The 20,527-nt window shown below is 67.0% G+C and carries 14 protein-coding genes; 4 read left to right on the forward strand and 10 right to left on the reverse strand.

Annotated elements, in window-relative coordinates:
* Window positions 1–161: 161 nt before the first annotated feature.
* The 5 genes from ACOHWE_RS08535 to ACOHWE_RS08555 are packed head-to-tail and all read right to left on the reverse strand — an operon-like array spanning window position 162 to window position 7,392.
* Entirely contained in the window at window positions 162–1,508 is a 1,347-nt protein-coding gene (locus tag ACOHWE_RS08535) for a CoA transferase (RefSeq protein WP_420665661.1), read from the reverse strand.
* Complete coding sequence (locus tag ACOHWE_RS08540) at window positions 1,505–2,659, reverse strand: ABC transporter permease (protein WP_420665662.1); 1,155 nt, start codon at window positions 2,657–2,659, stop codon at window positions 1,505–1,507. Before ACOHWE_RS08540 ends, ACOHWE_RS08535 begins: the two co-directional genes overlap by 4 nt.
* On the reverse strand, window positions 2,656–3,684 hold the full coding sequence (locus ACOHWE_RS08545; RefSeq protein WP_420665664.1) for an ABC transporter permease: 1,029 nt from the start codon (window positions 3,682–3,684) through the stop codon (window positions 2,656–2,658). The genes ACOHWE_RS08540 and ACOHWE_RS08545 overlap by 4 nt, the downstream gene beginning before the upstream one ends.
* The gene (locus ACOHWE_RS08550) at window positions 3,684–5,618 is read right to left on the reverse strand and encodes an ABC transporter substrate-binding protein (protein WP_420665666.1); all 1,935 of its coding nucleotides are present in this window, start codon (window positions 5,616–5,618) and stop codon (window positions 3,684–3,686) included. Before ACOHWE_RS08550 ends, ACOHWE_RS08545 begins: the two co-directional genes overlap by 1 nt.
* Window positions 5,611–7,392 carry an ABC transporter ATP-binding protein gene (locus tag ACOHWE_RS08555; RefSeq protein ID WP_420665667.1) on the reverse strand — a complete coding sequence of 594 codons (1,782 nt, stop codon included), beginning with the start codon at window positions 7,390–7,392 and terminating at the stop codon, window positions 5,611–5,613. Before ACOHWE_RS08555 ends, ACOHWE_RS08550 begins: the two co-directional genes overlap by 8 nt.
* Window positions 7,393–7,669: 277 nt before the next feature.
* On the opposite strand from ACOHWE_RS08555, the gene ACOHWE_RS08560 reads away from it, so the two are divergent.
* The gene (locus ACOHWE_RS08560) at window positions 7,670–8,335 is read left to right on the forward strand and encodes a TetR/AcrR family transcriptional regulator (protein ID WP_420665668.1); all 666 of its coding nucleotides are present in this window, start codon (window positions 7,670–7,672) and stop codon (window positions 8,333–8,335) included.
* Between the two features lie 528 nt (window positions 8,336–8,863).
* Here the strand turns inward: ACOHWE_RS08560 and ACOHWE_RS08565 are convergent.
* Entirely contained in the window at window positions 8,864–12,286 is a 3,423-nt protein-coding gene (locus ACOHWE_RS08565; protein ID WP_420665670.1) for an indolepyruvate ferredoxin oxidoreductase family protein, read from the reverse strand.
* A 147-nt stretch (window positions 12,287–12,433) separates the two neighbouring features.
* On the opposite strand from ACOHWE_RS08565, the gene ACOHWE_RS08570 reads away from it, so the two are divergent.
* Window positions 12,434–12,895 carry an Lrp/AsnC family transcriptional regulator gene (locus ACOHWE_RS08570; protein WP_420665671.1) on the forward strand — a complete coding sequence of 154 codons (462 nt, stop codon included), beginning with the start codon at window positions 12,434–12,436 and terminating at the stop codon, window positions 12,893–12,895.
* 124 nt (window positions 12,896–13,019) lie between these two features.
* Here ACOHWE_RS08570 and ACOHWE_RS08575 read toward each other — a convergent pair whose 3' ends face one another.
* A complete protein-coding gene (locus ACOHWE_RS08575) occupies window positions 13,020–13,412 on the reverse strand; it encodes a DUF3307 domain-containing protein (RefSeq protein ID WP_420665672.1) in 393 nt (130 codons plus the stop codon).
* 151 nt (window positions 13,413–13,563) lie between these two features.
* On the opposite strand from ACOHWE_RS08575, the gene ACOHWE_RS08580 reads away from it, so the two are divergent.
* Both ACOHWE_RS08580 and ACOHWE_RS08585 read left to right on the forward strand, forming a co-directional pair.
* Complete coding sequence (locus tag ACOHWE_RS08580; protein ID WP_420665673.1) at window positions 13,564–16,614, forward strand: cyclic nucleotide-binding domain-containing protein; 3,051 nt, start codon at window positions 13,564–13,566, stop codon at window positions 16,612–16,614.
* A 52-nt stretch (window positions 16,615–16,666) separates the two neighbouring features.
* Window positions 16,667–17,515 carry a fumarylacetoacetate hydrolase family protein gene (locus ACOHWE_RS08585; RefSeq protein WP_420665675.1) on the forward strand — a complete coding sequence of 283 codons (849 nt, stop codon included), beginning with the start codon at window positions 16,667–16,669 and terminating at the stop codon, window positions 17,513–17,515.
* A 190-nt stretch (window positions 17,516–17,705) separates the two neighbouring features.
* Here ACOHWE_RS08585 and ACOHWE_RS08590 read toward each other — a convergent pair whose 3' ends face one another.
* The 3 genes from ACOHWE_RS08590 to ACOHWE_RS08600 are packed head-to-tail and all read right to left on the reverse strand — an operon-like array spanning window position 17,706 to window position 20,423.
* Complete coding sequence (locus ACOHWE_RS08590; RefSeq protein ID WP_420665676.1) at window positions 17,706–18,938, reverse strand: mandelate racemase/muconate lactonizing enzyme family protein; 1,233 nt, start codon at window positions 18,936–18,938, stop codon at window positions 17,706–17,708.
* Between the two features lie 3 nt (window positions 18,939–18,941).
* Entirely contained in the window at window positions 18,942–19,310 is a 369-nt protein-coding gene (locus ACOHWE_RS08595; RefSeq protein ID WP_420665678.1) for a hypothetical protein, read from the reverse strand.
* 3 nt (window positions 19,311–19,313) lie between these two features.
* The gene (locus ACOHWE_RS08600) at window positions 19,314–20,423 is read right to left on the reverse strand and encodes a Zn-dependent alcohol dehydrogenase (protein WP_420665680.1); all 1,110 of its coding nucleotides are present in this window, start codon (window positions 20,421–20,423) and stop codon (window positions 19,314–19,316) included.
* Between the last annotated feature and the right edge of the window lie 104 nt (window positions 20,424–20,527).

Genomic DNA, 20,527 nt, shown 5'->3' on the forward strand with positions numbered 1-20,527 from the left:
AATATCCCGGGGGAATTGGCCGCAGGCGAAGGGGGGCGGCGCCCCTGCCGCGCTGACCGTTCCGGCGCAGTATGATTGCGGGGATGTGCAGCCCAGCCGTCTTCCTCTTGCCGAAAATATCCCGGGGGAATTGGCCGCAGGCCAAGGGGGCAGCGCCCCCGCTACTCTGCCCACTCCGGCGGAGCGCTGCCGCACGCGGTGGCGGGCCGCTCCCAGTGCAAAGCGGTATCTGCCAGCACGAGCGGAGGACGGAGCCGGCGGCCGGGGCCCCAAGAGGTGTGTTCCACGGTGTCCGCATAATCCGCGGGCGCGGCCGGGGAGATCTCCGGGCTTTCATGGCTGCCGTCCAGCGCCGCCAGTTCCTCGGCCGTGCGGGCCAGCGAGAGCTTTGCCACTGGCACCGGCGCGCCGCGGGCGGCAGCGGTCAGGGCCGAGAGCACCGCCGCGGCCATGAGCCAGCCGGTGGCGTGGTCCAGCGCCTGCACCGGCAGAGGCACCGGGCCATCCGTTCCGGCCCAGACGCGGCCCTGATCCGCGATGCCGCAGCTCATCTGCACCAGGCTGTCGAAGCCGCGGCGGCGGGCCCAGGGGCCGGTCCAGCCGTAGGCGTCGAGCGTGACTTCCACCGCGTCCGGCGCGATGCGGCGGCGCGTGTCTTCCCCGTAGCCCAGCCCCTCCAGCGCGCCGGGGCGGTAGCCGTGCACCAGCACGTCGGCCTCTGCCAGAAGCGCCTCGAAGCGGGCGCGGCCGGCGGGCGCGGTGAGGTCCAGCGCGGCCATGCGCTTGCCCAGAGAGGTGTCGGGGATCACGCCGGGCTCGTCCCAGCCGGGCGGGTCGATGCGCAAAACTTCCGCGCCGAAGCCTGCGAGCGTGCGGGTGGAGACCGGGCCTGCCAGCACGCGAGTGAGATCGAGCACCTTAAGACCTGCGAGCGGCCGGGCGGCAGTCGCTTCCGGGCGGTGGCGCAAGCGGATCTGGCGAGGGTTCACCCGGTGGATCAGCGGCTCGGCCGCGACGGCCTTGCCTTGCGGATGAGCCAGCCATTCGGCACGGCTGCGCAGGGCCGCGGCAGCGCCGCCTTGCTCCAAGATGGCGGCCTCTAACGCGTCCGCCTGCCAGCCACGGGCCGCTTCCGTGACGGTGGCCTTTTCAGGAGCGCAGCCCAGCACCCGCAGCGCCGCGGCCCGATGGGCGGGCAGGTTGGTGTGCAGGCGGATCGAGCCATCTGAGGTCCGATACACGCCCGCGAGCGGGTCCCAGGGGCCGGGCATTTGCCAGCCTTCGGGGGCAAAGCTGAAGCCGAACCAGAGCGAGGCAAGGCGGCGGTCCACCGTCACCTCCGGCGCGCGCGGGGCCATGTTCAGCGCCTCGATCAGCCGGGCGAGTTCCAGCCCCACGGCGGCCACCGACCGCTCCGCCAGATCGCTCACCGCAAAGGCGCTGGGCAGATGCCCCTCGCCAGTCACCTCGTAAGCGCCGGGCGCCGGCAAGGCCGGGAGCAGCGTCATTGCTGGTAGGGGTCAAGACTGTCGCGCAGCCCGTCGCCGAGGAAGTTGAACGCCAGTACCACCACCACGATCGGCAGCATCGGGATCGCGGTCCAAGGGTAGATCTCGATTGAGGCGAGGTTCTGGGCATCGTTCAGCATCACCCCCCAGCTCACCGCCGGTGCGCGCAGGCCGAGGCCGAGGAAGGAAAGAGCCGTCTCGCCCAGGATCATCGCCGGGATCGACAGGGTGGCGGAAGCAATCAGGTGGCTCATGAAATTGGGCAGAAGGTGCTTGCGGATCACCCGGCCCGAGGAGGCCCCCATCATCTCCGCCGCGCGCACGAACTCTTCTTCGCGCAGGGACAGGAATTTGGCCCGTACCGCGCGCGCCAGCCCCGGCCAGTCGAGGATGCCAAGGATGATCGAGATGATGAAAAACACCGCCACCGGCGACCAGTTCGAGGGCACCGCGGCCGACAGCGCCAGCCACAGCGGCAGTTCGGGCAGGGAGCGCAGGATCTCGATCACGCGGTTGATCACCCAGTCGGTCTTGCCGCCGAAGTAGCCCGCCAGCGCGCCGAAGAAGATGCCGAGCACGAAGGACACGGTGATGCCTATGAGGCCCACGGTCAGCGACAGCTGCGCGCCGTAGAGAATGCGGCTGAACACGTCGCGGCCCAGGCGGTCAGAGCCCCAGAGGAAGATCGGGCTGCCGTCGGGGGAGCAGAACAGATGGGTGTGCGAGGGGATCAGCCCGGCGAGCTGGTACTCGCTGCCTTCGCAGAAGAACTTGAGCCGCTGCGGGTTCTCCAGGTCAGGTTTGAACACCCACTGGAAGGTCTCCAGATCCGCCTCTGAAGTCATCGGGTAGATGTAGGGGCCGATGAATTCGCCTTCGTGAAAGAAGTTGACCGACTGCGGCGGCGAGAACAGATGCTCGCTGTGGCGCTCGTTCGGGCCGTAAGGCGCGATGAATCCCGCGACCGGCAGCAGCAGGTAGCATGTGAGCAGGAAGATGCCGGAGATCAGGCCAAGCCGGTGGCTGCGGAACTTGCGCCAGACCAGCAGCCAGTTCGGCGCGTCGAGGTCCTTGCGTTCCAGCTCGCGCAGCGACGCCTCTGGATCATAGGGCGCATCGTCCACATAGCGACCGTCGGGCAGATTGCTCATGCGCTGCGCCCCTCATAGCGGATGCGCGGGTCGAGCAGCATCAGCAGAACATCCGACACCATCGTGCCGATCAGCGTCAGCAGCGCCACGAACATCAGCACGAAGCCGGACAGGAACATGTCCTGCGTCTTCAGCGCGGTCAGCAGGGTAGGCCCGATGGTCTGCAGCCCCAGCACCACCGAGACCAGGACCGAGCCGGAGATCATCGCGGGCAGCAGGTTGCCGATGTCGGCCACGAACGGATTGAAAGCCACCCGCAGCGGGTATTTCGTCAGCATCCGCGAGGGGCTCAGGCCCTTGGCGATGGCGGTCTCCACGTAGGGCTTTCCCAGCTCGTCCAGCATGTTGGCCCTCAGCCGCTGCATCATCGCCGAGGCGCCGGCGGTGCCGATCACGAAGGTTGGCACGATCAGGTGGGTGAGGATCGACTTCATCTTTTCCCAGTTCATTGGCATGCCTTCGAACTGCGGGTCCATCAGCCCTCCGATCGGCAGGTCGAACCAGCGGTGGCCGTAGTAGAACAGGATCAGCGCGAGGAGGAAGTTTGGCGTCGCCAGGCCCAGGTAGCCGACGAAGGCGGTGGTGTAATCGACCCAGGTGCGCGAGCGCGCCGCCGCGATCACCCCAAGCGGCAGTGCCACAGCGTAGACAAACAGCACCGCTGCGAGGTTCACCAGCACGGTGAGCCAAAGGCTCTCGCCGACGATTTCCGCGACCGGGCGGTCGAACTCGAAGGACCAGCCGAAGTTGCCCTGGATCATGCCGGAGAAGCCGTTCGGGCCCGGCATGAAGCCCATCCAGATCATGTACTGCTGCCACAGGGGCTTATCGAGCGAGTATTCGCGGCGCAGGAATTCCGCCTTGTCGATGCCCGCGGACTGGCCGGTGGCGCGCAGCTCGGCGATCTGGTTCGAGAGATAGTCGCCGGGCGGCAGGTTGATGATGACGAAGACCAGCACCGACACCGCCAGCAGCGTCAGCAGCATGGTGCCGAAGCGGTAGATGGTGTAGCGCAGGATCTCCATCAGTCCCGGCCGTCCGCGAAGAAAAACTCATCCGGCCGGTAGATGCCGAAATGCGCGCCCGGGTCCCAGGCCCAGAGGCCTTCCTTGGGCACGTTTCGCAGCCGGTTGCTGACCACGACCGGCTGCGGCGCACCGGCGACGATGCCGATGGCGTAGACCTGGTCGGCGTGAATTTGCAGCATTTGACGCCAAACCGCGGCGCGGGTCTCGTCGGTTGTGGCGTTGTTCCACTCATCGAGCAGCCGCATCAGCTCCTGCGCCGGTTCCATGTCGGGCGGCTCACCCGCGGCTCCGCCGGTCTGGTAGTATTGGCCCCATTTCGGCCAGGACAGGAACACCTGGTCGGTGGGCGCCAGGTAGATTGGCGAAGTATAGGCCTGCGGCAGCCCGTTGTCCCAGCCGAACCAGGCCGAGGCCATGGTGGTGCCGGAGAACACCCGGTTGCGCAGGATGTCGCGGTCCAAGGGCCGCATCACCAGCTTGACGCCGACGTCGCGCCAGTCGTCGGTGATGATCTGCAGCGCGTTCTCCACCTCCTCGCGCTCGCCTGCGGTCTCAATGATCAGTTCCATCTTGCGCCCGTCGGGCAGGCGGCGGATGCCGTAGGCGTCGCGTTCGGCGAGGCCGGCCTCGTCCAGCAGGCGGTTGGCCTGCTCCGGGTCGAAGGTGGCCCAGGCGTCGCGCAGGGCCGGGTCGAAGAAGGCGCTTTGCTCCAGCACGGTCATCGCGCCGGGCTTTGCCAAGTCGAAGTAGAGGGCCCGGTTGATGGCCTTGCGGTTGATCGCCAGCGACAGCGCCCGGCGCACCCGCACGTCGCGCAGGATCTCGCGCCAGACCGGGTCTCTGGCATTGAGATTGGGATAAATCGCGATCTGCGAGGCAGCGCCGCTCCGCCACAGGTAGGTGGTGTAACCGGCGCCGTCCGTCTCCCCCTTGCGCAGGATCGGAATGTCGCGGAAGCCGAGGCCGCGCGCCTGAAGGTCGGTCTCGCCCGCGTTGGACTTGGCCGCCACCAGCCCGGGCGCGACGATCTCCATCTCTACAGTGTCGATATAGGGCAGCTGCACGCCGCGGGCGTCGATGCGGTGGAAATAGGGGTTGCGCACGAAGTTGTGGCGGATGCGCTTGCCGGGCGAGGCGTTGATCCAGGGCTGCAGCGTGGGCAGCTCGTGGTTGTCGAACTTGTACATGTTGTCGTACTTGTTGTGCAGCGCCGCCCAGCTCTTGACGCGGGCATAATCGACCTCCTCCGCAAGCGCCTCTGCGTCGGCGTAGTCCGCGTGGAACTGCTTCAGGTAAGCCGCCGGCCGGTAGATGAAGGGCGGTGCGGCCTGCGCCATGCTGTGCAGGAAATTGGGGTTCGGGTCCTCCCACTCATAGATCACTGTGGTTGCGTCCGGGAAGCTCACCTGCGGCAGCTTGCCGTTCACACGCAGGAAGTCGGGAGGGCCGACCGGACTCAGAAGCGGGTGGTTGGCAACGTCCTTCCACCAGTATTCGAAATCGGCCGAGGTGAAGGGCCTGCCGTCGGACCAGCGGTGGCCGGGGCGCAGTTTCAGGGTGAAGCGGCGGTTGTTTTCGTTCTCGTAGTCCAGGAGGATGTCAGGCCTGAGCTGAAAATCCTCGTCATAGCCCGCGAGCCGGGCGTAGCCGTAGACCACCATCTGCCGGATGTCCTTGGAGCGGGTGACCATGGTGTTGAGCGTGCCGCCTTGCACGCCGTACGCCCGGCCTTTGGCCTCCAGGTCGACTACGAGCGGCTCCTCGGGCAGGCGTTTCTCCACCGGCGGCATGTAGCCTGCCTTCACCTCGGTGTTCCAGAAGCTGCTTTCCTGCAGTGTGGGTCCCTCCGCCGCCGCCGCAAGCGGAGTGAGGCAGCAGGCAGCCAGAATGGGCAGAAACCTGGCCAGGAGGGTCTTGGGGAAATCAAGCATGGCTGCGTACCTTGTGGCCGGGTTCCAGATGGCGAAGGTTCACCAGCGGCGGGGCTTTGGCACCGGTGAAACGGAACTGCTCGGGCCAGCATTCGGGCGCGCCTGCGCCTTGCGCGACCAGCTTCAGGTCGATGGGCCGGGCCGGGTCCGGCTCGGGCTGGGCCGCGATCAGCGCCTTGGTGTAGGGGTGCTGGGGATTGTAGAACAGCGTCTCCGGCGGCGCCTGCTCGACGATCAGCCCGCTCCGCATCACCGCCACCTCGTCAGCAATGCGCGCCACCACCGCGAGGTCGTGGCTGATGAAAAGGTAGGAGAGGTTCTGCCGGTCGCGGATCTCCTCCAGGAGCCGCAGGATCTGCTCCTGCACCGATACATCCAGGGCCGAGGTGGGCTCGTCGCACACGATCAGCGAGGGCTCCAGCATCAGCGCCCGCGCAATCGACAGCCGCTGCCGCTGGCCGCCGGAAAAGGCGTGCGGGTAGCGTTTCAGCATGTCGGACGGAAGCCCCACCAGCCGCAGCATTTCGGCCGCCCTGTCGCGCCGTTCGGCGCGGGTTCCGATGCCGTGGATCTCCAGGGGCTCGACCATCGTGTTCTGGATGCGCATCCGCGGCGACAGCGACGAATAGGGATCCTGGAACACCATCTGCGCCTGGCGCTGGAAGGCGGTGCGCTGGGCGCGGTCCATCGCGTGCACCGGCACCGGCTCGGCACCCGGCCGTGGCCGGAACAGGATTTCGCCGCCCGGATCCGGCGGCTCCGCCCCCAGCGCGATGCGCGCTGCGGTGGTCTTGCCCGAGCCGCTTTCGCCGACGATGGCCAGCGTCTCCCCGCGCGACAGGCGCAGGTCGATCCCGCGGCAGGCGTGGATCCGCACGGGCGTCTGCCAGCCCCTGCCGGCTCTCAGCGTATATGTCTTAGAGACCGATTTCATCTCCAGGATCACATCCTCGCGGCCCGGCGGCACGCCGACCACGGCCTCGTCCGGGATCTCCGGTGCGGCGTCGAACAGCGCCTTGGTATAGGGATGCGCAGGCGCGCTCAGCAGCGCATTGGTGCTGCCCGCCTCCATTACCCGGCCCTTGTGCATCACCACCACCTGTTCGGCCATGTTGGCGACGACGCCCAGGTCGTGAGTGACCAGGATCATCGCCATGCCGGTTTCGCGCTGCAGATCCTTCACCAGCCCCAGCACCTGCGCCTGGGTGGTCACGTCGAGCGCGGTGGTCGGCTCGTCCGCGATCAGCAGCGCCGGGCGGGCCACCATCGCCATCGCGATCATGGCGCGCTGCCGCATGCCGCCGGAGAGCTCGAAGGGGTAGGATTTGTAGGTCCGTTCGGGGTCCGGGAAGCCGACTCTCTCGAAACACTCCAGAACTATCTTCCGCGCCGCCTCGCCGCGCTTGCCGCCGTGCAGCCGCAGCACCTCCACCACCTGGTTGCCGATCCGGTGGAGAGGTGAGAGCGAGCGCATCGGCTCCTGGAAGATCATCGAGATGGTGTTGCCGCGGATGTCGCGCAGCTGGCGCTCGTCCACCCGCAGCAGGTCCACGCAGTCGCCATGCCGCTCCAGCAGCGCGCGGCCAGAACGGATCTGCGCCGTGCGCGGCAGGATGCGCAGCACCGCGCGGCAGGAGATCGTCTTGCCCGAGCCGCTCTCGCCCACCAGCGCCAGGGTCTCGCCCGGCTGCACGGCAAAGCTCACATCGCGGACGACCGGGTCGTCCTTGCCGAAGCCGATGCTGAGGTTTTCGACGGACAGCAGCGGGCGCATTCAGCCCCGCCCGCCCGCCGGATGCGCGGCGCACATAATCCGTTGGCTCCCCTGATTTTTGCATCACCTTCGCGCGGGGCGGGTTCATTAGTCAAACCCCAATTGGACAGAGGCCCGTTCGGAAAGGGAAATTTGAGGCCGGAATGCTGGCAGAAGGGGGCGCCCTGCGTCACATTCCTGTGAACTTCCCGGCTCCGCGGGGCGGCGCATTTGCCGGCTTGGCCGGTGCGGCCCGAGGCAGTAGGAAGGACGGGCAACCGATGGCGAGGGGCGGCCGATGGCGCAGAAACCTGTTTTGCACCGGGACAATCCGGAGGCCGAGCCGCTGGTCGGCAACGTCAAAGTGACCCGTGAGGACTGGCTCAACGTCGCGATGGACGTGCTGATCTCGGATGGGGTGGAACGGGTGAAAGTCCTGGCGCTGGCCGAGCGGATGCAGGTCTCGCGGTCCTCCTTCTACTGGTACTTCAAGTCACGGCAAGATTTGCTGGATGCGCTCCTCAAAAGCTGGGAGCAGACCAATACCGCAGGCATGGTGGCCCAGGCCGAGGCGCCGGCCGCGACCATTACCGGCGCGGTGCTCAATGTGTTCCGCTGCATCGCCAACCCAGGCCTGTTCAACACCGCGCTGGATTTCGCGGTGCGCGACTGGTCGCGGCGCTCGGGCAAGGTGCGCAGCCTGATGGACCGCTCCGACGCCCGCCGGGTGGCGGCGCTCACAGCGATGTTCGCCCGCTACGGCTGCCCCGAGCGCGAAGCGGTGACGCGGGCCAAGGTGCTCTACTACATGCAGCTCGGCTACGACATGGCGGAGCCGAACGAGAGCTACACCCACCGGCTGGAGATGACGCCGGAATACCTGAAGGTCTTCACCGGCCAGGCGCCACGGCCCGAAGAGATGGAAGAATTCACCGAGTTCACCCGCCGCTACTGGGACGTCTGAGAGGAGGGCGGACCGGAGAACATGTACTCGCCTGCCGCGAATGACAAGCCGCGCGTCGCCGCCGCGCGCGGAGGCGATCCAACGGATATGACTGGCAATTTATGCCCGCCAAGTCCGTACGACTTTCCGAGGGCACCGCCCGGCCGAGGCCAAATCGCCACCGCGAGGGGGCGCGCCGGCGATGCGCGGCGGCCTTCGGCCTTGTCCCGCGCCGGAGACATGCTGGGCAGGTATGCAGTCGGGTATTCTCTGGCGGGAGGGCCGCTGCTGCACCACCGTTCCTGCCAAACCGTACATTGACGGCACCCGCGGAGGAGATCGGGAAGGGGAGTTGCTGGCAGTTTATGTCTGCCAAGTCCGTACGACTTCTTTGGGGGCCGCCCAGCCTCAGCCAAATCTCCGCCGCGAGGGGGCGCGCCGGCGATACGCGGCGGGCTTCGCCCTTGTTCCGCGCCGGGGGAATTCCGCAGCGGGTAAAAAAGGGGGCGCGTGCTGCGCCCCCTTGCTTTGTCGTTTCGTCAACCGGCCTCAGATCTCGGAGAGCTGCATGCCGGCTTCCGCCCGCACCTTGCGCGCCGCCTCCAGCCGCACCGGGCCATAGCCGCGAATCTCCATCGGCGCTCTCAGCACTGCGAGGCAGGCGTCGTGTTTCTGTGCGCTGTAGCCCTTGGCGACCTTCTCCAGCACTGTCTCGTACCAGGCCAGCAGGTCGCGGTGCAGACGCGCTTCCTCGTGGTAGCCGAAGATGTTGTAGGCGCTGCCGCGCAGGCGCTTGCCCTTGGCCATCAGGTTCAGCGCGGGGCGCAGCCAGGCGCCGAAGGCGCGCTTCTTCGGCCGCCCGCGGGCGTCCTTCTTCCAGTTGAGCAGCGGCGGCGCGAGGTGGTACTTCACCGTGAAATCGCCCTCGAATTCGCTTTCCAGCTGATGCGCGAAGGCCTCGCTGGTGAGCAGCCGGGCGACCTCGTACTCGTCCTTGTAGGCCATTAGCTTGAACAGCGACCGCGCGGCCGCCGCGGTGAGTTCTTCCTGTGCCGCCCCGGGCAGAGCCTTGCGGAAGCGCTCCAGCGCCGCGGTGTAGCGCTCGGCATAGGCCATGTCCTGATAGCCGGTGAGGAAGGTGGCGCGGCGGCCGATCAGCGCGTCAAGCGTCTCGGTCTTCTCCGGCTCCTCCTCGTAGAATTCCGCCACCAGTTTCGGGTCGGCAGCCATCGCCCGCCCGACGGCAAAGGCCAGCCGGTTCTTTTCGATCGCCACGCCATTGAGCTCGATCGCCTGGTCGAGCGCGCCCGCGCTCACCGGCACCAGTCCCTTCTGCCAGGCAAAGCCAAGCATCATCACGTTGGCGAGCACCGCATCGCCCATCAGCTTCTCCGCCGCCTCGTTGGCGTTGAAGCCCGAGAGGTTCTCAGGCCCCACCGCCCCGGCGATGGTCTTCTCGCGCACGCCCGCCATCAGGTCGGCATCGCGGCGCAGAACCAGGTCGCCGGTGGGCATCTCGGCCCGGTTCAGCACTACCTTGGTGCCGTGGCGGTAATGGACCGAGGCCTTGGGCGCCGAGCTCACCACCACGTCGCAGCCGATGACCGCATCCGCCGCCGCCTCGCCGATGCGCACCTGGTTGAGGCTCTCGGGGCCCGCCGAGAGGCGGATGTAGCTGAGTACGGTGCCGAACTTCTGGGCAAAGCCGGTGAAGTCGAGCACGCTCGACCCCTTGCCCTCAAGGTGCGCCGCCATGGTGATCAGCGCGCCCACGGTGACAACCCCGGTGCCGCCGACGCCGGTGACCAGCAAGTCGAACGGCTCCTTGAGCGGCGGCAGCTCAGGCGCGGGCAGCTTGGCGGTGAGTTTCGCCGCATCCAGCCCTCCCGGCTGCTTCTTGCGCCGCGTGGCGCCCTCGACGGTGACGAAGCTGGGGCAGAAGCCGTTCAGGCAGGAAAAATCCTTGTTGCAGGTCGACAGGTTGATCTTGCGCTTGCGGCCGAACGGCGTCTCCTTCGGTTCCACGCTGAGGCAGTTGGATTCCACCGAGCAATCGCCGCAGCCCTCGCAGACCAGATCGTTGATGAAGGCGAACCTGGCCGGGTCTTCCATCTTGCCGCGCTTGCGGCGGCGGCGCTTCTCGGTGGCGCAGGTCTGCTCGTAGATCAAGACGGAAACGCCCTTCACCTCGCGCAGTTCGCGCTGCACCGCGTCCAGATCGGCGCGGTCGTGGAAGCTGGTGCCGGAGGGGAACTCGCTGCGGCGGAACTTGCCGATCTCGTCGGAGACCAGCGCGATCCGCTCCACGCCCTCGGCGCGGCAGGTCTGGGCGATGCCATGCACGGAGACCGGCCCGTCCACCGGCTGGCCGCCGGTCATCGCTACCGCGTCGTTATACAGGATCTTGTAGGTGATGTTGGTGCCCGCCGCGACCGCCTGGCGGATCGCCAGCGAGCCCGAGTGATACCAGGTGCCTTCGCCCAGGTTCTGGAACACATGCTTGCCGCCGTTGAACTGCGAGGCCACGGTCCAGGGCACGCCCTCGCCGCCCATCTGCGCGTAGCCCGCGGTCTCGCGGTCCATCCAGCTTGCCATCACGTGGCAGCCGATGCCAGAAAACGCCTTGGAGCCCTCGGGCAGCTTGGTTGAAGTGTTGTGCGGGCAGCCCGAGCAGAAATAGGGCGTGCGGGTGGCGCCGGGCACGTTCAGCACCTTCGGCGGCTCGGCTTGGAGGGCCGCCGCCTTGGCGGGCAGGTTTTCCTCAGGGAAGAATTTGTCGAGCCGCGCCGCCACGATCGGCGCGAGCAGAAGCGGGCTCAGCTCGCCGGTCCAGGGGATCAGCGGTTCGCCCTGGCTGTCGTATTTGCCCACCATCTTCTCCGGCTTGCTGCCGGGCCAGTCGTAGAAATTTTCCTTGAACTGGCTCTCGATGATGCCGCGCTTCTCCTCGACGACCAGCACCTCCCGCTTGCCCTTCACGAACTCCAGCGCGTCGGAGCGGTCCAGCGGCCAGACCATGCCGACCTTGTAGATGTCGATGCCAAGGCGGCGGCAGGCGGCCTCATCGAGGCCCAGGAGCCGAAGCGCCTCCATCAGGTCGAGATGCCCCTTGCCGGTGGAGACAAAGCCGAAGCGCGCGTCCTTGATGTCGTAGATGCGCCTGTCGATCGGGTTCGCCTCGGCAAAGGCGCGCACCGCGTCGAGCTTGGCCTGGATGCGGGTCTCGATCTCCGGCGAGGGCAGGTCGGCGCGGCGGATGTGCAGCCCGCCGGGATAGTCGGGCAGCTCGGGGTAGATAAATTCGCGGTCCGGCTGCAGCTCGACCGAGCGCGCGCTTTCCACGGTTTCCGAGACCGCCTTAAAGCCTACCCAGGTGCCCGAGTAGCGCGACAGCGCAAAGCCGTATTCGCCGAAGGCCAGGTATTCCGACACATCGGCCGGGTTCAGCACCGGCATGAACCAGGACATGAAGGCCACGTCCGACTGATGCGGCATCGAGGAGCTGACGCAGCCGTGGTCGTCGCCCGCCACCACCAGCACGCCGCCCTTCTTCGAGGAGCCATAGGCGTTGCCATGCTTCAGCGCGTCGCCGGACCGGTCCACGCCCGGCCCCTTGCCGTACCACATGGAGAAGACGCCCTCGACCTCGCACTGCGGGTCCAGCACCGCCTGCTGCGCGCCGAGCACCGCGGTGGCGCCCAGATCCTCGTTCACCGCGGGCATGAACTTGATCCGGTTTTCCTGCATCCGTTTTTCCGCGCGCCAGAACTCCAGATCGACCCCGCCCAGGGGCGAGCCGCGGTAGCCGGAGACGAAGCCCGCGGTATTGAGCCCCGCCGCGCGGTCGCGGCGGGCCTGGTCCAGCATGATGCGGGCCAAAGCCTGAGTGCCGGTGAGGAACACCCGGCCCTTGGTCATTTCGTAACGGTCGTCCAGCTTGTAGCTGCGGAAATCGTGGCTCAGCTCGGTCATCGCGAGGGACTCCTTGCGTGCTATAACGGTTTGCCGGAAAGATAATCCCCGCGCGCTGGAAATAATTGCCCCATTTTGCTGGCATATCGGGGGTTTGTGGCTAGGTTATCCGCCACACGCCTCTCAATTGGATAAAACACCCGCAAAATGGACCTCGACGACCGCGACCGCCGCATCCTCGCCCTCCTGCAGGAGGACTGCCGCATCACCAATGCCGAGCTGGCCGAAGCCGCGGGCATGTCGCCCTCTGCGCTGTGGCGCCGGGTGCGTGCGCTGGAGGACGCGGGCGTCATCCGGCGGTACAGTGCGGTGGTTGACCCGGCCGAGCTGGGATTGCAGTTCCACGCCATCGTGCATGTGCACCTGACCCGGCACGACCCGGACAAGCTGGTGGAGTTCATCCGCGCGGTGGAAAACAGCCCGCTGGTGCAGGATTGCTACGCCACCACTGGGCAGGCCGACTACCACCTCAGGGTGCTGGCGCCGGATCTCGAAGCCTACAACCGCTTTCTGGAGAGCTTTCTGTTCCGTTTGCCCGCGGTCGCCAGCGCACAAACCAATGTGGTTTTGCGCAGCATCAAGCAGGGCCGCCCGCTGGTTCCCTGGTAATGCGCCTGCGGCGCATGCCTCCGGCGGGAGTATTTCGGGCAAGATGAAAGAGCGGCGCCCGCCTGTCACCTTCCCGAAATACTCCGGGCGTCTGCGGGTTGGACCCCCGGTGCGGGCGGCCAGGTCACATGGCCGCGAATTTCACCCAGGCCGCCGCCATCGCGAGGTAGGTGAACTGGTGCAGCGCCTGGTCGGCGCCCATCGCCTGCCAGAACATCGCCTGCTGCGGGGTGAGTTTCTTCATCTCGGAATAGCGCGCCTTGCCGAAGTCGATGTGAAAATGCGCAACCCATTCCAGCACCGCGAGCACCAGGATGAACACGGCCGGCGCGCTGAAGAGGATAAAGACCAGCGCCGATCCGATCACGTGCACGCCCGCGTGCTGGGCGCGCCCGGCATGGGCATAGCGGCAGCGCCCCGACAGCATCTTCGGGGTTTGCAGAAAGAAGTCGGCAAACATGTGCTTGATCTGCAGCAGGCAGAGCAGGAGCAGAACGGATCCGACGTATTCGGGCAAACCTAGTGACCTCCGAAGCGGCAGTTTTCTGGAACCTTACGGATTTTTCGCGGGCTGGCAAATGCTCCGCCCCGGAGATGCCGCTACGGGACCCGCCGGGCAAAAGGGGGTGGCAGGAGCCATTGCCTGTCATGGCTAAAGCGCGCTACCCATGGGACAGCCCGACCCGCAGCTGCCAGACTGGAGCTTTCCCATAGAACGCTCGCTGTTCCGTTTCATCTGGAAATACTCCAAGCGCGACCAGCTGGTGCTGCTGGTGGTGACCGCCTGCCTGTTTCCGCTTCTGTACCTGACGCTGGAGCTGCCCAAGCGGATTATCAACGATGCGATCGGCGCCGAGACCGACGTGATCACGGTCCTGGGCTACAGCTTTGATCAGCTCACGTTCCTGTGGCTCCTCTGCGGGGCTTTCCTGGTCTCGGTGCTGTGCCACGGTCTGCTGAAGATGCGCATCAACACCATGAAGGGGGTGCTGGCCGAGCGCATGCTGCGCCGTTTCCGCTACCAGCTGATCGGCCGGGTGATCCGCTTCCCTCAGCCCTATTTCCACCGCGTGAGCCAGGGCGAGCTGGTCTCCATGATCACCTCCGAGTCCGAGCCGATGGGCGGGCTCATGGGAGACATGGTCAGCCAGCCGGTGCTGCAGGCGGGACAGATGCTGACCATCCTGTTCTTCCTGTTTGTGCAGAATGTCTGGTTCGGCCTTGCGGCGATTGCTCTGATCCCCCTGCAGGGCTGGCTGATCCCGATGCTGCAGCGGCAGATCAACAAGCTCAACAAGGTGCGCATCAAGGAAGTGCGCGGGCTGGCGACCGAGATCGGCGAAAGCGCCGCCGGCGCCGCCACCCTGCGCACCAACGGCGGCTGGCGTTACCGGATGGCGGTGATTACCGAGCGGCTGGGGAAGCTCTACGATATCCGCTTCCAGATCTACCAGAAAAAGTTTTTTATGAAGTTTCTCAACAACTTCATAACCCAGCTCACGCCCTTTTTCTTCTACGCGGTGGGCGGCTACCTGGTGCTGCAGGGCAAGGTTTCGCTGGGGGCGCTGGTGGCGGCGCTGGCGGCCTACAAGGACCTGGCCGCGCCCTGGAAGGAGCTTCTGACCTACTACAATCAGACCCAGGACATGACGCTGCGCTGGGACGTGATCCTGGAGCGTTTCGCACCGCCCGGCATGGTGGACGAAGAGCACATGATGGGCGAGCCGGAGGAGATGCCGCGCCTTCGGGGCGACATCGAGCTGGAGGAGGTCTCGGTGCGCGATGGCGACGGCAATCTGGTGCTGGAGAATCTCACCGCGACCTTCCCGGCCGGCAAGGTGATCGGCATCGCCGCGCCTTCCGACGAAGACCGCAGGGCGCTGGCCGAACTGCTGACCCGCGAAACCCTGCCCGCCTCCGGCGACATGACGATCGCGGGTTACGATATCCGCAGCCTGCACCAGACTGTGCTGGCGGCCCGCATTGGCCTTGCGAGCTCGCGTCCGGTGCTGTTTCAGGGATCTTTCGGCGACAACGTGATGATGCCGGTGCGCACCAGGCCGCAAGGGGAGGGCAGCGACGCGCCGCGGCTGCAGGCCGCTGTTCAGGCGGGCAATAGCCCCGACCCCTGGGACGCGCCCTGGCTCGACCCCCGGATTGCCGGGTTTGAAAGCGAGGCGGAGCTGCGCGCCTGGTGGCTGAAACTGGTGGAGGGGATCGGTTCCGACACCGCGCTGTTCCGCCGCGCGGTGGAGCAGCGCTTCGACCCCGCCGAACATGAGGAATTGGCCGAGCGTCTGGTCGAGCTGCGTCCCGCCATGCAGAAAGCAGTGCGTGAGGCGGGGCTGGAGGCGCACGTGCATTTTCTCGACCCCGGGCGCTACAACCCGGCTCTGCCGGTGGCGGAGAACCTGTTGTTCGCCGTTTCGCGCACTGCGCTCACGGAGGAGGTGATCCGCGAGCAGGAGGAGTTCCTCGACCGGCTGAAGAAGCTCGGGCTGGACCAGGCATTGATTGCGCTGACCCGCGATGTGTTGGAGATGCTGCGCCAGATCTTCGGCATCGACGGTACCGGCCACCCCTTGTTCCGCAAGCTGGGGCTTGATGTGATCGCCTATGAGAACGCGCTAGCCCTGGTCGACAGGACCGGTTCGGGCGATACCGCCTCGCTCACCCGCGAGGAGCTTGCGCAGCTCCTGGTGGTGCCATTTACGATCTCCGCCGAGCAGATCGGCCCCGCCTTCGAGGACAGCATGAAGGAGCGCATCCTCGAATTCCGCCGCGAGTACGCGCCGGGGCTCTTGAAGACGCTGGGCGGGGTGTTCGAGCCCTTCGACCAGGAGAGTTTCGCGCCCGGTCTGACGGTGCTGGAGAACGCGCTGTTCGGCAAGCTGTCGGATACCGCCGGGGCCAAGGCGGACGATGTCCGCTCGCTGGTGTCCGACCTGATGATCCGCGAGGGGCTGCGCGGCCAGGTGGTGGAGCTGATATTTGAGCTGCCGGTGGCGGTGGGCGGCCAGGGGCTGCCTGCAAGCTTTGCCGAGCCGCTGGCCTTCTCCCGCGCCACCATCAAGCGGCCGGACATCCTGATTCTCGACAATGCGATGGCAAGCTACGATCTGGAGACCCGGATCGCGGTGCACAAGAACCTGCGCAAGCTCTTGCCGGACACCACGCTGATCTACCTTGCCTCCAGCTTCCAGGACCCGGATGTGTTCGACGCCTTCTTCGAGCTTCGCCAGGGCCGGCTGGTGAGCGGCGAGCCGGAGGAGGCAGCGGTTGCGGATGGCGCCGCCAGCCAGGACCTTGCGCGCAAGCTGCGGGCACTGGAGCAGACCGAGCTGTTCTCGGGGCTGAACCGGCGCCAGTTGCGGCTGTTGGCATTTGGTGCGCGCTGGTACAAGGCGGGGGCGGGAAAGGTTGTCTTCCACAAGGACGATGCCGCCACCGACGGCGCCTACATGATCCTGGAGGGAGAGGCCGGGCTTTACCTGCCCCAGGAGGGCCAGGAAGACCGGCTGATCGCCCGGGTCGGCCCGGGGCGGCTGGTGGGGGAACTGGGCCTGATCCGGCAAGAGCCGCGCTCGCTCACCATGGTGGCGGAAACCGGTCTCCGCTGCCTGCGCATCGGCGAGGAGGAGTTCCTCGCGGTGGTCGAGAACGACGCCTCCACCGCTTTCAAGCTGCTGCAGGTGGTGGCGGGCTATGTCTCGACCTGACGGGGATCGGCAGGGAATATGAAAGACCAAGAGAAGGACAGGGAATAGGCACATGAAATTGCTGCGATACCGTACCGGAGATGGGGTCCGCCCCGGGCTTCTGGACGCCTCGGGCACGCTGCGCGATCTCTCCGCGCATGTGCACGACATCACCGGCGCCACGCTGGACAGCCCGACGCTGGCACGGCTGGCGGCGCTGGACCCGGAAGCGCTGCCCCGGGTCGAAGGCACCCCCGGCCTGGCGCCCTGTGTCGGCAATCCGGGCAAGTTTCTCGGTATTGGGCTTAACTACTCCGACCACGCCGCCGAGGCAGGAATGGCGGTGCCGGAGCATCCGATTTTGTTCCTGAAGGCGACGTCCTCCATCGTGGGGCCGGATGACGACGTGATTTTGCCGCGCGGTTCGGTTGCGTCGGACTGGGAAGTCGAACTCGGCGTGGTGATCGGCCGCGCCGCGAAATATGTGACCGATGCGGAAGCGCTCGAGCATGTGGCCGGCTACTGCGTGATCAACGACGTCTCGGAGCGCGACTTTCAGACCAAGCTCACCGGGCAATGGACCAAGGGCAAGAGCTGCGACACCTTCGGGCCCATCGGCCCGTGGCTTGTCACCCGTGACGAGGTGCCGGACCCGCAGGCGCTGTGGCTGACCTGCGACGTGAACGGGGAGCGGCGACAGACCGGCACGACCAGCACCATGGTGTTCTCAGTCGCGCAGATCATTTCCCACCTGAGCCAGCTGATGACGCTGCACCCGGGCGACGTGATTGCCACCGGAACGCCGCCGGGGGTGGGCATGGGGATGAAGCCGGAGCCGGTCTACCTTAAACCCGGCGACGTTATGCGCCTGGAGATCGAGGGCCTGGGCGTTCAGACCCAGAAGGTCCGCGCCGAGGGCTGACCCGTCCCGGGGCGCGGGCAGGGGAAGCCCCCGCCCGCGCCCCGGCAATCTGAGATTGCCCGCTGCGGATGGGCGCGGCGCGAAGCCCAAACCCGCCAGCGGTGCACGGGCAGCCCCAGCGGTTCACGCGGAGGCGGGAGCCTCCCGCTGCTGCATCGCCGCGCCGGGTCAGCCTGCAGCGGCCAGCCCCTCAGCCGGTCTGGATCGGCGCGCCGCCGGTGAAGGCATTACCGTTTGCGTGGTCGCAGGGGGCTTCCTGCATGTTGAGGTGCAGGCCGCTGCCGGTGAACGGATGCGCGCGGGCCAGGTCCTCGTCCACCTCGATGCCAAGTCCTGGGGTTTCCGGCGGGGTGACGAAGCCCCCTTCCACCCGGATCGACCCTTTGATGAGCCGGTCGTGGAAAGGCGTCTCGATGGTTTCCAGCAGCAGGATGTTTGGGATCGAGGCGGCGAGGTGGACGTTCGCCGCCCATTCCACCGGCCCGGCATAGAGATGCGGCGCCATCTGCGCGTTGAACACCTCGGCGATCGCCGCCACCTTCTTCATCTCCCAGATGCCGCCCGCGCGCCCCAGAGCAGGTTGCAGGATCTCTGCAGCACCCGTGCGCAGCACCGTGGCGAATTCGGACTTGGTGGTAAGCCGCTCGCCCGTTGCCACCGGGATGCGCACGCTGCGGGCGACACGGGCCATGTCCTCGATGTTGTCGGGCGGGGTCGGCTCCTCGAACCAGAGCGGCGAATAGGGCTCCAGCGCCTGGCCCAGCCGGATCGCGCCCGCGGTGCTGAACTGGCCATGGGTGCCGAACAGCAGGTCCGCCCTGTCGCCCACCGCTTCGCGGATCGCCTTGCAGAAGGCCACCGACTGGGTGATGTCGGACATCGCTGGCATATGGCCGCCGCGCAGCGTGTAGGGGCCTGCCGGGTCGAACTTCAGCGCGGTGAAGCCTTCGCTCGCCTTCTGCGCCGCCGCCTCTGCCGCCATTTCGGGCGAATTCCAGAAGGCGGTAATATCATGCTGCGGCAGCGGGTAGAGGTAGGTATAGGCGCGGATGCGGCCGTTCATCCGGCCGCCGAGCAGCGCATGCACCGGGCGGCCGCGATCCTTGCCCAGGATGTCCCAGCAGGCGATCTCCAGCCCCGAGAACGCCCCCATCACGGTCAGGTCGGGGCGCTGGGTGAAGCCCGAGGAATAGGCGCGGCGGAACATCAGTTCGATGTTCTCCGGGTTTTCCCCCGCCATGTGGCGCTCGAACACGTCGCGGATCACATGGGTCATCGCTTCGGGGCCGACCGAAGCGGCGTAGCATTCGCCCCAGCCGGTGATGCCGGTGTCGGTGGTCACCTTCACCAGGATCCAGTAGCGCCCGCCCCAGCCCGGCGCGGGCGGTGCGGTGACGATGACGTCGAGGTCTTGCAGTTTCATGCGCTATCGCTCCGATGCCGCGTCGAACACGGCCAGTTCCTTGTTGATTTCATCCACTGCGGCCTGCGGCGCGAAGAAGACGACATCGGCCTCGCCGCCGCTTTCCATCATCACTTCGATGCCGAACTCCGCCGGCGCGCCGTCGAAGGCGCCGTCGATGCGCCAGCGGCGGCTTTCCTGTTCGGCAAGCTCCGGCAGCGCCCCGGCAACCGAGGCCGCGAGGTCTCCGGGCAGGCCAAAGCGGGGATTGTTGGCGAGCCGGGTCAGGAAGGGGCCGATCTCTTCCCCGGCGAAAAGCATCGACGTGTCCGAGGTTGCTTGGGCGGGTTGCACCGCCTCCGGCTTGAAGAGGTCGAGCAGGAAGCGCAGCATGGCTCAGGCCCCCTTCGCGCCGGACCCGCCGAACAGGATCACGTTGCGCCGCGCCGCGCCGGTCTTGGTGTCGGCGATCGCCTCGTTGATCTGCTCCAAAGACCAGCGGCCGGAGATCAGTTCGTCCAGCTTCAGCCGCCCCTGCTGGTAGAGGTCGACCATCCAGGGTATGTCGCGCTGGATCACCACGTCACCCATCTTGGAGCCGATCAGCCCCTGGCCCACGGCCGCCAGCACCACCGGCTCATAGCTGGCCTTGGCGCCGGAATGCGGCATGCCGATCATCACGGCGCGGCCGCCGCGGGCGAGGTAGCGCGGCGCCTGCTCATAGGCCGGGATGGCGCCGACGGTCACCAGCACCGCATCCGCGCCGCGGCCGCCAAGCGCCTGCTGCGCCGCCTTCCAGGGTTTGTCCTCCGAGGCCAGCACGCCATGGGTGGCGCCGAACTCGCGCGCGGCTTCCAGCTTTTCCGCGCTCATGTCGACCGCGACGATGCGGCGGGCTCCGGCAATGCGGGCGCCCTGAATCGCGTTGAGCCCGACGCCGCCCGCGCCGATCACCACCACGTCCTGCCCGGGGCGCACCCCGGCAGCGTTGACCGCGGCGCCGACGCCGGTGATCACCCCGCAGGAGATCAGCGCAGCGGCGTCCTTGGGGATATCGGCAGCGATCTTCACGATCTGGCGCTGGTCCACCACCACCTTCTCGGCAAAGGCGCCGCAGGCCATGGCCTGCTCCAGCGCGCCGCCGTCCGCGGTCTGCAAGGGGCCGTTCACCCCGTCGTAGGGCGTCTCGCAGATCACCGGGCGGCCGGACGCGCAGGAGGGGCAGCTGCCGCAGCTGCGGATCAGGGTGACCACGACGCTGTCGCCCTCGGAGAAGCCATGGACGTTTGCGCCAAGGCCGGTGATAACACCCGCGGCCTCGTGCCCGTAGACGGCTGGCAGATGCCCGCCCCAGGCACCCTCGGCATAGGAAATGTCGCTGTGGCAGATCGCCACCGCGTCCAGCGTCACTTCGACCTCGCCGGGCCCGGGCGGGGCCAGCAATACCTCTTCGATTTCCAGCGGAGCGCCGAACGCGCGGCAGACGGCGGCTTTGATGGTCTGCATGAACACCTCCCTGTTTGGCGGCAGGGTGGCGCGGCGGGCGCGCGGCTGCAAGCAGGAAACCGGCGCATCTGCGGCGCTTTCCTGCGTTTATGCGGTGACTGCGC

Origin of the sequence: Cribrihabitans neustonicus, assembly GCF_048820895.1 — a bacterium.
Classification (GTDB): Bacteria; Pseudomonadota; Alphaproteobacteria; order Rhodobacterales; family Rhodobacteraceae; genus Cribrihabitans_A; species Cribrihabitans_A neustonicus.